The following is a 12,988-nucleotide window of genomic DNA, read 5'->3' as shown; positions in this document are numbered from 1 at the left end:
AACGATAATTTCACTGACGCGAACGAAGTGATTTCAGTGGCAGAAGACAGCGGCGCAACCACGGGCACTGTATTAACCGGCACCAGCTCAGTTGATGGTCCTGTGACCGTACAAAGCTTCAGCATCGACGGCGTTACTGGCCCATTGACCTTAGGTCAAGCGGTGATAATTGCCGGTGTCGGTAGCTTTACATTAAGCGCCAATGGCGCATACAGCTTTACTCCAGTGGCTAATTACAACGGCCCCGTGCCGGTGATCACCTATGTGTTAACCGACGGCTCTGGCCCGACTGACACGTCTACCTTGACCATCACCGTGAGCCCAGTGAACGATGATTTCACTGACGCGAACGAAGTGATTTCAGTGGCAGAAGACAGCGGCGCAACCACGGGCACTGTATTAACCGGCACCAGCTCAGTTGATGGTCCTGTGACCGTACACAGCTTCAGCATCGACGGCGTTACTGGCCCATTGACCTTAGGTCAAGCGGTGATAATTGCCGGTGTCGGTAGCTTTACATTAAGCGCCAATGGCGCATACAGCTTTACTCCAGTGGCTAATTACAACGGTCCCGTGCCGGTGATCACCTATGTGTTAACCGACGGCTCTGGCCCGACCGACACCTCGACCTTGACCATCACCGTGAGCCCAGTGAACGATAATTTCACTGACGCGAACGAAGTGATTTCAGTGGCAGAAGACAGCCGCGCAACCACGGGCACTGTATTAACCGGCACCAGCTCAGTTGATGGTCCGGTGACCGTACAAAGCTTCAGCATTGACGGCGTTACTGGCCCATTGACCTTAGGTCAAGCGGTGATAATTGCCGGTGTCGGTAGCTTCACATTAAGCGCCAATGGCGCATACAGCTTTACCCCAGTGGCCAATTACAACGGTCCAGTGCCGGTGATCACCTATGTGTTAACCGACGGCTCTGGCCCGACTGACACGTCTACCTTGACCATCACCGTGAGGCCAGTGAACGATGCACCAGTCATTGACGATTACACATCCACGATTAATGACTCTATTGCTAATGGCATTAACGTATATGACGTTAATGATGCCAATACTGGAAATGATACTGATATCGACGGTGACACATTGTCTTATTCTTTTGTGCTTGCTAATGGATCAAATAGTCTAATTAGCGCAGATGGTGCCTTCATCATTAATGCACAGACGGGGGTAATTTCTGTTAATGATACGACGCAAATTAACTACGACAATGGTAGCCAAATTAGCCTAACCGTTAAAACAAGTGATGGCAGCTTAACTGATACTGCAATTGTGACTTTTGATCTTAACAATGTTGATGCTATTGATGATCTTCCAGGATCATCATATTCAGTAACCACAGGGTCAAGTACCGCTTGGGCAATCCCACAGTCTAACGGCCAAAGCCTAATGAGGATTTCAGCGCGCACAGCGGATGGTTCAATGGGCGCAGTAAACATTGAATCAGGCTCTAACAAGCTCGGTGTGGCGGGTTCACCGCGTACCTCAGATCAGGTAACAGGACAAATCGAGTATGATTCAGCTACAGGTACATCTGAAGCGATTGTTGTTGATTTTAATGGCCTAGTTAATCAGGCGACATTTAGCGTCACTAACCTATTTTCAAATGAAAATAATGGTGAGCAAGGTGTTTGGAAGGCTTATTACAATGGACAATTAGTCGCAAGTGAAACGTTTAAGACGACTTCTGGTGACGCTGGTACTTTCAGTATTGATACCGGTAATATTGTCTTTGACCAATTAGTGTTTGAAGCAACACAGACAATTAATGAAGCGACTAATGGTAGTGCCTTAACTGACTCATCAGATTACTTCTTAACGGGCATTACAGCGTCTGGACCAGCGATTATGGGCACTTATATGGTCTCTGAAGATGGCGTGCTATCCATTACAGACACAAGCCTAGGCCTATTAAACAATGACTCTGATACCCAAGATAATACATTTACGCTAACTGGGATAAATGGAGCCGTCGTTACTGATGGCCAGATTGTTTTGTTAGATAGTGGCGCACAGTTAACTATTCACAGTAATGGCACTTATTCATATGACACCAACGATTCATTTGAAGCACTTACCGCTGGGCAACTTGTAACTGATACCTTTACTTATACGGTAACGGATCAATATGGCGCTACCGACACTGCGACAGTGACGATTAACATTGTTGGCGAAGCAGACGCTAGTTCCACTTATGTCAGCTATAACGGTAACCCTGGCAATGACATTATTGAGGGAACGCAAAGTAACGATATTATTGTTAGTGATCAACAAGGCTTACAGATTGTTGCTGGAGAGAACTACAATATTGCATTTATTTTCGATACTTCCGGCAGCATGAGAGGGGTAATAGCAGAAGCGATAACTCAGCTGGAATCCGTCTTTGAATCACTCGCGAATAGTGCCACTGGCTCTCATAGTGGTATTGTTAACGTATTACTGACTAATTTTGCCACAGGTACAAATTATTCAGTGTCAGTTAACATGGACGATCCAAAAGCTGTTGAAACTTTAATGGCAAAACTTAACTCAGCTGGTGCATCAGGCTACACAAATTATGAAGCTGGATTTGAGTCGGCAATAGACTGGTTTACTAGTTCAGCAATCCAACAAAATGTGGGAAATAATATTTCTTATTTCATTACTGATGGTTCACCAAATGTCCAGACCGTTGATAGAGATGTATCTAAAGTATTGATTGGCCATGACGCGACCACAAACAGTTATGTGAGCTTGAGTGAACTAATAGGTACAAACTATAGCAAAGGCACAATAATTCGCTTTGATAACGAAATGGTTGTCAATTCTAACGGTGCTGTTTATTCACCTTATACAGGCGCTAAAATTGGCCAAATTAGTTTTGATGGTAATAATAAATTCACGGGCTATACCGATAGTGGAACAAATAGTACTAACCAAGCCGTACACACGTTCAACCTGCTCGCTGCAGTGTCTGAAGTTGAAGCGATAAGCTTAGCCAGTGCAAACGGTGGCACCACCGTTAATGAAGCAAACTTGAAAATATACGATACAGATGGAAGCGTAAGAGCATCTATTGATGTATCTGATTTATCAAGTGTTATTACTGGCTCTGAGACACTGCAATCACAAGGTGATGATGACACAAGTGGCAATGAAGGTGATGACATTATCTTTGGTGACTTAGTTAGATTTAGCGGTTCATCAGAGCAAGGATATGTCGCTTTACAAACTTATGTGGCTGACAAAATAGGCCAAAAAGTTGCAGATGTTGATGTTAGAGCTGTACATGATTATATTCGTGGTCATGTAAATGAGTTTAATATCAATAATCAAAATGACGGTAACGACATTCTAAATGGTGGTACTGGTAATGATATATTATTTGGTCAGGGCGGGAACGATGTTCTCAATGGGGGCGAAGGTAATGACTTACTTATCGGTGGCCTAGGTAACGACACCCTTATTGGCGGATTAGGTAATGACACCTTTGTATGGTCTAAGGGCGATATTGGTACAGATACGATTAAAGACTTTGAAGTTAACAATGACTCTCTTCATATCAGTGATTTATTACAAAATGAACAGAGCGGTAATTTAGAAAGCTATCTAGACTTCTCGTTCAGTGGTGGCAGCACGACAATTTCTATCGATGCCGACCTTGATGGTAATGTTGACCAATTTATTGTACTTGATGGTGTAGACCTATCGCAGGAATACGCTAGCACCACTGAAGGAGTTATCATTAACGGTTTACTTAATGATGGCGCACTCATTGTTGATACTGCTACAGTCAATCCGGCCCCGTCGCCAGGAACTAACCATGCAGATCTATTTGATCAACATAATGGAAATATTATTCCTTAATAACAACAAATTGACTGCGTCACATAGTATTATGTGACGCATATTTGCTTATTCTAACAATAAATATTAAGGATAATGATTAGGTGCCTAACCTTGCGTCTAACACAAGTGAGCAGTGGACCATTTCTGCTTCCCAACGGGTAACGGTCGATCCTTTACTCGACTGTTTAGTTTTATTGACTGAGCATTTTGGAAGCCCTTGCTCAATAGATTCCCTTGCGGCAGGTCTTCCGCTATCTGGTGCCGTCATCACACCCGACTTAATCCCTCAAGCAGCGGCTCGAGCTGGACTATCAGCTAAATTATCACGTAAAGATTTGAATCAGATTTCTGAAATATTATTACCTTGTATCTTGTTATTAAAAGATAAAAAGGCCTGTATTCTCCGACAAATCGATCTAGATCAAGACAAAGTCATTATTCAATTACCCGAAACGGGCGGCGAACAAACCCTGACAATTGAGGGTTTAGAAACCTTATACGTCGGCTATTTATTTCTAGTTAAACAAGATTATCGCGGTGATAAAAGTTTTGATGTTCACCTGCATGACAGCAGTACACATTGGCTAATGCAAAGTATCAAAGACTCGGCCCCCATTTACCGAGATGCGCTTATAGCCTCAGTATTAGTCAATCTGTTTGCGTTGGTTTCACCACTATTCATTATGAATGTCTATGACAAAGTGGTGCCCAATCTTGCGTTTGAATCACTTTGGGTTTTAGCTATAGGGGCAGGCATTGCCTATATATTTGACTTTATCATGCGTCAATTACGCAGCTATTTAATCGATATTGCAGGCAAAAAAGTCGACATTATTGTTTCTTCAAAATTATTTGCCAAAGCTATTGGTATTCCGTTATCAAAACGTTCACCCAGTGTTGGTGGCATGGCCAGACAATTAGGTGAGTTTGACAGTATTCGAGAGTTTTTAACCTCTGCAACCATCACCACACTCGTTGACCTGCCATTTGCATTGCTATTCGTGTTCATCATTTATATTGTTGCTGGCGATTTAGCGATTATTCCAGTGATTGGCAGCCTAATTATTATTGCAGTAACCTTATATATACAACCTAAACTAAAACTGGCAATTGAAGAAAGTAATCGCTTTTCAAGTTTAAAACATGGTCATTTGATTGAAAGTCTAACCGCATTAGAATCAATTAAAGCCAACGGTGCCGAAGGATTAGTACAAAAAAGCTGGCAACAAATGATCGGCCATACCGCCAATTGGCAACTAAAAACCAAAAAACTGTCTAATTATGTCAGTCATATTGCTAACTTTATGGTGCAATTAACTGTTGTGCTCGTCGTGGTATTGGGCGTATATCGATTAGCTGAAAATGAAATATCCATGGGTGGGATCATTGCCGCGGTCATGCTATCAAGCCGAGCCATCGCCCCCATGGCTCAATTAGCTGGGTTAATTACCCGTGGCAATCATACAATGAGTTCACTGCGCCAATTAGACGCGATTATGGAACAAGAAGATGAGTTTGAAGACAAAGGGAACCTAGCAAGCAAAGAACGATTTATGGGGAAAATAGAGGCTGATAATATCAGTTTTAGCTTTCCTGGTTCCGAAAAGCCCAGCTTACATCCTTTATCAATAAGTATTAATCCTGGTGAACGTATCGCCATTATTGGCCGTAATGGCTCAGGTAAAAGTACCTTAGCCAAATTACTACTAGGATTATACAAACCGACTCAAGGCAGCCTGCGCTATGACGGCCTTGATGCAGGACAAATTCACCCTAGCGATCTTAGACGTAACTTTGGCTATTTACCCCAAGACGTCACCTTGTTTCACGGTACGATCCGCGACAATATTTTATTCGGTTCTCGCCAAGTAACTGAACATCAATTAATAAGAGCAATCCAGCTTTCTGGTGTGAGTATGTTTACTAACCTAGAATCAGAAGGTTTAGATCAACAAGTTGGTGAGGGAGGCTTGTCATTGAGCCGAGGTCAACGACAAACGGTAGCCTTAGCCAGAGCGACATTAAATGACCCATCCATATTATTAATGGATGAACCTACTGCTAGCCTTGATGCCCGCGCAGAAAAACAGTTTATTCGCTCAATGCAACTTGTTAGTCGCGATAGAACATTATTACTCATTACCCATAAGATGCATTTATTAAATCTAGTCGATCGTATTATTGTGCTCGAACGGGGTCATGTAGTGGCTGATGGCCCTAAAGATGAAGTTCTGGCTAAACTCAATTCTGGGACAATTTCTGGAGCCCAAAACTCATGAGTAAAAACCTTACCGCTGCAGACTTAGAAATGGTTGATGACGTTTACGGTGCCATGATGACGGATGCTCCTTCAGGACATCGTCTTATCATTTGGTCACTGGCTGCAATGATGGTGTGCTTTGTTATTTGGGCTTATTTCTCGGAATTAGATCAGGTGACAACAGGAACCGGTAAAGTTATTCCATCTTCACAAATTCAAATTATTCAAAGTTTAGATGGCGGTATTTTACAAGACATCTACGTCCAAGAAGGGGTCATGGTCACCAAAGGACAATCTTTAGCCCGTATTGATGACACACGATTTCGCTCTGATTTCGACCAACAAGAACAAGAAGTCTTCGGATTACAAACCAACATTATTCGGATGCGCACTGAATTAGACAGCATTATCATCTCCGATATGTCTTCTGACTGGCGCGAACAAGTCAAAATCACTAAACAAAACTTGCTCTTTTCGCAGACCATTATTGACGAGGAGCCTGAACTGGTTAAGCGTCAACAAGAAGAATATTCTATTCGGCTTGATAATTTAAGTAACCAATTAGAAATTCTGGTGCGTCAAATCCAACAACGCCAACAGGAAATTGAAGAATTAGCGTCCAGAATTGGTACTCTTACAACGAGTTACCAATTAGTATCACGCGAGCTTGAGTTGACCCGGCCGCTGGCCCGTAAAGGAATTGTCCCTGAAGTTGAACTACTCAAACTTGAGCGCACAGTGAATGATATTCAAGGTGAATTACAATCTGTGAGACTTTTGCGGCCCAAGGTCAAAGCCTCAATGGATGAAGCCATCTTAAAACGCCGGGAAGCGGTGTTTGTTTATGCCACAGATTTACGTGCACAACTCAATGAAATGCAAACCAAATTATCTCGGATGAATCAGGCACAAAAAGGCGCATTTGATAAAGTCAGTAAAGCCGTCATTACCTCGCCTGTTATTGGAACAATTAAAAAGATTAATTTTAATACTTTGGGTGGTGTTGTGCAGCCAGGCGAAGAGATTATGGAAATTGTGCCATCAGAAGATAAACTACTGATAGAAACTAAAATTATCCCTAAAGATATTGCTTTTTTACATCCAGGATTACCAGCCATAGTGAAAGTTACCGCTTATGACTTCACTCGTTATGGTGGACTAAAAGGTACCGTTGAACATATTAGCGCCGATACATCACAAGATGAAGAAGGTAACAGTTTCTATATTGTAAAGGTACGAACAGAAGAATCCCGTTTATTGAAAGACAATGGCACAGAGATGCCAATAATCCCAGGGATGCTGACATCGGTTGATGTCATCACGGGAAAGAAATCCATACTTGAGTACATTTTAAATCCAATTTTAAGAGCGAAAGATACCGCTCTTAGAGAGCGCTAAGAAGACCAGGAGGGTTTTTTAATGATAACTATTATAAATCAGCAAAAAAAGCTGAGTATGATTGCATTGGCTTTATCAATATCGATAGCGCCAGCAGTCTCAAGCCAAACACTTGAGCAAGCAGTTGCACATACGCTAGACACAAACCCAGATTTACGTATCGCTTTTAATCGTTTTAAAGCGCGCGAAGAGCAAGTTAATCAGGCTGAAGCTGGCTACATGCCAACCTTAGATATTTCTGCTGGCTATGGCTGGGAGCAAACCGATAGCCCTTCGACTCGGCGTAAAGCAGGTCAAGGAGATGTAGATAATGACGGTATGATTGATTTAGAACGTGGCGAAGCCGGTTTTAGTATCAAACAAATGCTATTTGATGGTTTTTATACCAGTAGCGAAGTCGATCGTTATTCGTTTGAAGCCAGTGCTGATCAGTGGGCATTATTTTCCGCCGCTGAAGATATTGCATTGGATGTTGCAAAAGTCTACTTAAACTACATCCGCAGTGAACAAGTATTACTGCTATCAGAGAAAAACCTCGCAAGTCATAAAGAGATTTATGATCAAATAAAACAGCGCACAGATTCTGGATTAGGATCGATAGCAGATTTATCGCAAATCACTGGTCGCCTTGCCCGCGCAAACGCCAATGTGATTTCAGCTAAAAATAATTTAAAAGATACTCGTGCAACCTTTATCAGAATTGTTGAAGCACAGCCTGACGACTTAATCCTGCCAGTGCCTGATGCCGATATGCTCCCGGAAAGCTTAGAACAAGGGCTCATGTCAGCAAAATCGAAACACCCTGTGTTAAAGTCAGCAGCAAATGACATTAATGCCGCTAAAAAAGAGCGTAGCTCAGCCAAAGCCAACTATTTCCCACAATTAAGTCTAGAGCTTAATGGTAACTGGAATAATGATACTGACGGCGAAGACGGCTACAGCACATTTAATAGCCAAAATGTTAACGGCTATAACAATGATTTAGTTGCTATGGTTCGGGTTAAATATAACCTTTTTTCTGGTGGTAAAGATGTCTCTAGAGATAGAGAAACGGCCTATAAAATTAACGAAGCTAAAGAGATCCAACAACGTGCTTATCGTCAAGTGGTTGAAGGTGTTTCTCTCGCTTGGAATGCCTATGAAATGCTCGCCCCACAAAAACAATTTATACGTGAACACGTTGTGGCGGCAAAACAGACTCAAGTGGCATATGAGCAACAATTTAACTTGGGTCAACGTACCCTTCTCGATTTACTCGATACTGAGAATGAACTATTTGAAGCGCGCAAAGATTACTTGAAAACCGAGTATGACGAAATTGCGGCTCGCTATAGAGTACTCAATTCGACTGGCGATCTACTCGACTCACTTCGAGTAACACGTCCAGGAGAATGGCGTGGTGAGCAAGATTATGAGGGAGGTGTTAAATGATGAAATATTTGCTAATTTTACTCGCATTGATTGCAACCGCAGGTTGTTCAATCAACGATATTGTCGAGTCTACGCCGTCTACACCACAAAAATTTGATCTTGCTGACAATGACCGTGATGGGGTGATAATGGCCCGCGAACGTTGTGCGGAGACCATTATGGATGCCGCGGCAGACAACTACGGTTGTGGTAGCATAAAAGACATCAATGAACGCCAAGAGTTAAAGATTCTATTTAGCAATAATTCTGCGGTTATCGATCAGCAGTATTATGATCAAATTGAACTCGTCGCTAAAATAATGCAAACCGACCCTACCACTAAGGTGACAATTGAAGGTCATACCAGCAAAATTGGAAGCTATGAGCTTAATTTAGCCTTATCTCAGAAACGTGCTAAAGCTGTCATTGAAGTGTTAGAAAACACATTTGGTATCGATGCAAGTCGTTTAGACGCCATTGGTTATAGTTTTGATCGCCCTATCGATAACAGTGGTACGCCAGAAGCCGAACGACGTAATCGTCGCGTGATCGCTGAAGTCGCAACCGATGATACCATTCCAGCAATGAGATGGAATATCTACACTGTCGACGAGAAAATGGAAGAGTGATAAATAAGGCATTGATTCTTTGAGTCATGAAGACAGCAAAGTAATCACATCGCTGTATAAAAGGGTCTGTCATTTTTCTATTATGGCATCGGCCCTTTTAGTTTCATGTTTATATGCGGCACCGACTCAAGAGTTAAACCAGCAAAAAACCGTTTCAGCATTGTCGGAACGTTATGGCGATAGAGCAGGATTACGAGCAAATGCTTGGTTTAAAATCGTTAATGATTCACAGAAACTTGCTGAAATAGAGAAATTAGAAAAAGTTAATCAGTTCTTTAACTTATTTCGATTCATTGATGATCAAACACTATGGGGCGATTCCAATTATTGGGCTTCGCCGATGGAGTTTATTGGGGCTAATGGGGGGGATTGTGAAGATTTTTCAATCGCGAAATACTTTACGCTTCTTCAACTTGGTATTGCTGAAGATAAACTCAGGATCACCATGGTAAAAGCAACATCGTTGAACCAGTATCATATGGTGTTAGCGTATTACGAAAAGCCTAATTCGATCCCGTTAGTGCTCGACAATTTAGATAAAACCATAAAGCTGGCAACGAAACGAAAAGATCTGCTGCCTGTTTATAGTTTTAATGGTCAACAATTATGGTTAAACAAAGAAAAAGGCCGAGGTGTGTTAGCTGGCTCATCATCACGCCTTGAAAAATGGACTGACCTTAAACTTAGACTAGGTGTAGACCGCTTACGCCAACCCAAACTCAACATGGAGTAGTGACAACATGACCCTGTTCAGGCAGATCTATGCGTTACTTTTCGGGCTTTTCTTGTTAACGATTGCAAGCGTAGCCTATGTACAATTTTCAGAGACTCAAAGTTTTTTAACACAACAGATGGAATCTGATCTCAATAATACCAGTAACTCATTAGGATTAATGTTAACGCCTGTTTTAGAAGCTGGTGATGATGCTGGAGCAGAAACATTAGTCAATGTTATTTTTGAGGGCGGCTATTATCAACAAATCAAATTAACCTGGTTAGTTGATGGCAAGCAGCAAGTGTGGAATAACGCTATTCGAGTAAATAATGTTCCTCAATGGTTTATCGATCTTAACTTGTTTAAAACCATTAACAAACAAACCACTATTACCTCTGGTTGGTTACAACTTGCCACGCTGGAAATTACTGCTCACCCCGGTTTTGGTTATCATGAACTATGGCGGACCATTTCAAATATTCTGATCCTATTTTCAATTTTATTTCTCATTGCCATCATATGTGCAAGGGTGGGACTCAGTTGGATTTTGAAACCATTAAATACCCTTTCTGTACACGCAAAAAAAATTGCCGAGCGCCAATTTGGTCCCGATATGCCAGCGCCAAAAACAAAGGAACTGAAAGAGCTAGTCAATGCATTTAACAGTATGTCTGCTCAATTAAAACAAGTCTTTAACTCCCTTGACGAAGAAGTTTCCGCATTAAGAAAGAAAAATCTCGTCGATCAAGTCTCAGGACTGCCAAATAGGCAGTATATGGTCAGTCGAGTCAATGGCTGGTTAAGCGAGCCCAGTACTGGTGCGCTTTATTTAGTCAAAATGGATTGGCTAGAAGACGTTTATAGCAAATACGGTTTCCAAGTTCGCGATGAGACCATTCGTATTCTGGCTCAGAAATTACAGCATCACCAGGATGAAATATCCTCCTCTGTTATCGCCCGTATTGCTGCGTATGAATTCGCCTTCCTTGTTGAAGATTGTGAACATGATCAACTGACGAAGTATTTACAAAGCCTAATACGTACTGTTAATAAAGAAATATCTAAATCTGGTTGTAAACCAAACGAACAGTTTTATATTGGTGTAGCAGAGCGCCTAGGGCAAATGACAGTATCAGATATGTTGGCACAAGCAGATAACGCACTCCAACAGTCCATTAAAGACGGCAAAGTGTTTCATTGGTTTGAAAATACTCAACAGCAACTGTTTACCCGAGAGGAATGGCGCAGTAATTTAAATCACGCGATAAAGAACAAAAAATTCCAATTCCGTTGGCAGCCGATTCAGCTTTGTGCCAGAGATGAAATTTGTCAGCGTGAGCTTTTTTGCCAACTGCAAATAGGTGACAAGACCCTCCATGCAGGACAATTTGTACCCTATATAGAGTTACTATCATTAGGTACAATGTTTGATCGCTGTTTGATAGAAACCGTCAATGAACATCGTTTACTTGAACGTAATTATGAACGAGTCGCCATCAATCTGACTTATCAAAGTATTAGCGATGCTGATTTTCATCTTTGGCTAAAACAGTTCCTTCGAACCAATAAATACCCTGAACGTATTTGCTTTGAAATCCCCGAAGCGAGTGTGTATAGCGATTTAGAATCCTGTGAAAGTCTGTGTAAAATCATTCGAGACTCTGGCGCTCACTTTGGTATAGACCATTTTGGTCGCCAATTCGGCTCAATGGCCTACTTGCAAAGCTTGCGACCAAACTATGTCAAACTTGACCAGTCACTGGCTTATATTGAAGATAATCAACACAGCAGTGAATTATGCCGCGCTTTAGTCAATGTCGCTAAAGGGTTAGATATTCAAGTGATTGTGACAGGGATCCAAGAAGCAACCCAATTGACAAGATTTACTGATCTCAGAGTCGATGCTTATCAAGGCTTTATTGTACCGCCAGTCAATGTGAAGTTATAAGTGGTATAGATTGATTAACTCACTCGTATTAACCACTCTTCGGAGTGGTTTTTTTATGTCGAGGTTATTGACTCACGAGCCATTGCCTCACAAGCCATTGACTCAAGGCTATGAACTCACCCGTTAACTCACTGCGGTTATTGAGCAAAAAAAATAGTGACTGGCTTGCCCAATCTCGATAACACGGCGCAAACCCCTCTGTGGAACATTGGCGCAACTCATGCCATGATTATACGCTGCGGGGCAACGACTACAGCTTCATGCCACCTAACGGCCAAGCTTATGCCACAATATTGAGCCATACCATTATATGAGATCAAACATAGCCTAAATGTTAGGGTAAATAGGCAAGGTTTACTGATAGACAAAGGCTAACTTAAGTTCGGGATAATAAACGGTTATCAAGCAGTTCTTTGCCCTGCTACCTGCCTTACATTTACTTGCAATAGACTTGAAAGTAAATGCAATAGACTAGCTATTGGCGCAGTGGTAACGACGTGAGGCGCTTTGTTAACAAAATAAATAGCAAGTTTGATATAAATTTAGGTTAAATTTGCTTATTTTAGCTTACTCCCCCTCTATTAACTTAAGTTGAGGTTCGTTACGTTTAATCTTGGAATATTAGCTATCAAATATATGATTGTAATTAATGATCAATATCGCCAAAAACAAAAAAGCCACTCATTAGAGTGGCTTTTTGTTAAATTGGTCGGTGATAGAGGATTCGAACCTCTGACCCTCTCGTCCCAAACGAGATGCGCTACCGGGCTGCGCTAATCACC

Annotated in this window: 7 protein-coding genes; all 7 read left to right on the top strand. The window is 41.8% G+C overall.

The features are described 5' to 3' along the window. Positions 1-3,864 (top strand): beta strand repeat-containing protein (locus AAEZ00_RS19915; RefSeq protein ID WP_351089625.1); only part of this gene is annotated, 3,864 nt, incomplete at its 5' end. Between the two features lie 83 nt (positions 3,865-3,947). Next, positions 3,948-6,125: a type I secretion system permease/ATPase gene (locus AAEZ00_RS19910; RefSeq protein ID WP_351089623.1), complete on the top strand. Its 2,178-nt coding sequence runs from the start codon at positions 3,948-3,950 to the stop codon at positions 6,123-6,125. Continuing rightward, positions 6,122-7,504, top strand: coding sequence for an HlyD family type I secretion periplasmic adaptor subunit (locus tag AAEZ00_RS19905; RefSeq protein WP_351079312.1), 1,383 nt, complete (start codon positions 6,122-6,124; stop codon positions 7,502-7,504). Before AAEZ00_RS19910 ends, AAEZ00_RS19905 begins: the two co-directional genes overlap by 4 nt. A 21-nt stretch (positions 7,505-7,525) precedes the next feature. Beyond that, complete coding sequence (locus AAEZ00_RS19900; RefSeq protein WP_351079315.1) at positions 7,526-8,935, top strand: TolC family outer membrane protein; 1,410 nt, start codon at positions 7,526-7,528, stop codon at positions 8,933-8,935. After that, positions 8,935-9,543 (top strand): OmpA family protein, encoded by a 609-nt coding sequence (locus AAEZ00_RS19895; RefSeq protein WP_351079321.1) that lies wholly within the window; start codon positions 8,935-8,937, stop codon positions 9,541-9,543. Before AAEZ00_RS19900 ends, AAEZ00_RS19895 begins: the two co-directional genes overlap by 1 nt. Positions 9,544-9,625: 82 nt before the next feature. Further along, positions 9,626-10,276, top strand: a complete 651-nt coding sequence (locus AAEZ00_RS19890) for a transglutaminase-like cysteine peptidase (protein WP_351079324.1) — start codon at positions 9,626-9,628, stop codon at positions 10,274-10,276. Between the two features lie 7 nt (positions 10,277-10,283). Then, complete coding sequence (locus AAEZ00_RS19885; RefSeq protein WP_351079318.1) at positions 10,284-12,206, top strand: bifunctional diguanylate cyclase/phosphodiesterase; 1,923 nt, start codon at positions 10,284-10,286, stop codon at positions 12,204-12,206. Positions 12,207-12,988: the final 782 nt, after the last annotated feature.

Source organism: Shewanella sp. S1-49-MNA-CIBAN-0167 (assembly GCF_040310145.1).
GTDB classification, from domain to species: Bacteria; Pseudomonadota; Gammaproteobacteria; order Enterobacterales; family Shewanellaceae; genus Shewanella; species Shewanella psychromarinicola.
Note: the sequence above shows the minus strand (reverse complement) of the source record. Positions and strands in the feature narration are given on the sequence as shown.

Excerpts from the sequence above, each read along its gene's own strand:
- AAEZ00_RS19905 (WP_351079312.1), top strand. The coding sequence starts at position 6,122 with ATGAGTAAAAACCTTACCGCTGCAGACTTAGAAATGGTTGATGACGTT.
- AAEZ00_RS19900 (WP_351079315.1), top strand. The coding sequence starts at position 7,526 with ATGATAACTATTATAAATCAGCAAAAAAAGCTGAGTATGATTGCATTG.
- AAEZ00_RS19895 (WP_351079321.1), top strand. The coding sequence starts at position 8,935 with ATGAAATATTTGCTAATTTTACTCGCATTGATTGCAACCGCAGGTTGT.
- AAEZ00_RS19890 (WP_351079324.1), top strand. The coding sequence starts at position 9,626 with ATGGCATCGGCCCTTTTAGTTTCATGTTTATATGCGGCACCGACTCAA.
- AAEZ00_RS19885 (WP_351079318.1), top strand. The coding sequence starts at position 10,284 with ATGACCCTGTTCAGGCAGATCTATGCGTTACTTTTCGGGCTTTTCTTG.